Raw genomic sequence first — 392 nt, 5'->3', positions numbered from 1 at the left:
TTAAAATGCCTTTTTTGGACCTTCAGCTTTTTAAGCTTCACCGGAAGTTGCGAGATCCTGTTCTGATTAAAAGCAACACATTCCGAAGCAAAAGGACAGGTAGAGCACAATGGATTTCGCGGTTTGCATTGTTCAGACCCAAATTCAATGAGCGCCTGATTAAAATTAGCCGGGTCGTCACGGGAAATCAGTTTCTGCGCCAAGTTCCGGAATTCTTTAATTCCGGCGGAAGAATTTGTAGGAGTATCTATCCCAAAGATCCTTGCCAGCACTCTAAAAACATTCCCGTCGACTGCCGCCTGTGCCTCATCAAAACATACTGAAGCTATGGCACTGGCAGTATAATCGCCTACCCCTTTTAATTTTACCAGCTCCTCATGGGTTCGAGGAAA

General features: G+C 44.9%; 1 pseudogene. It reads right to left on the bottom strand.

What is annotated here, in order from left to right:
* Positions 1-392, bottom strand: a pseudogene (locus tag HC175_RS19990) (A/G-specific adenine glycosylase); the annotation flags it as partial.

This window comes from Salinimicrobium oceani, assembly GCF_012037645.1.
This window is presented reverse-complemented; position numbering and strand designations above follow the sequence as displayed.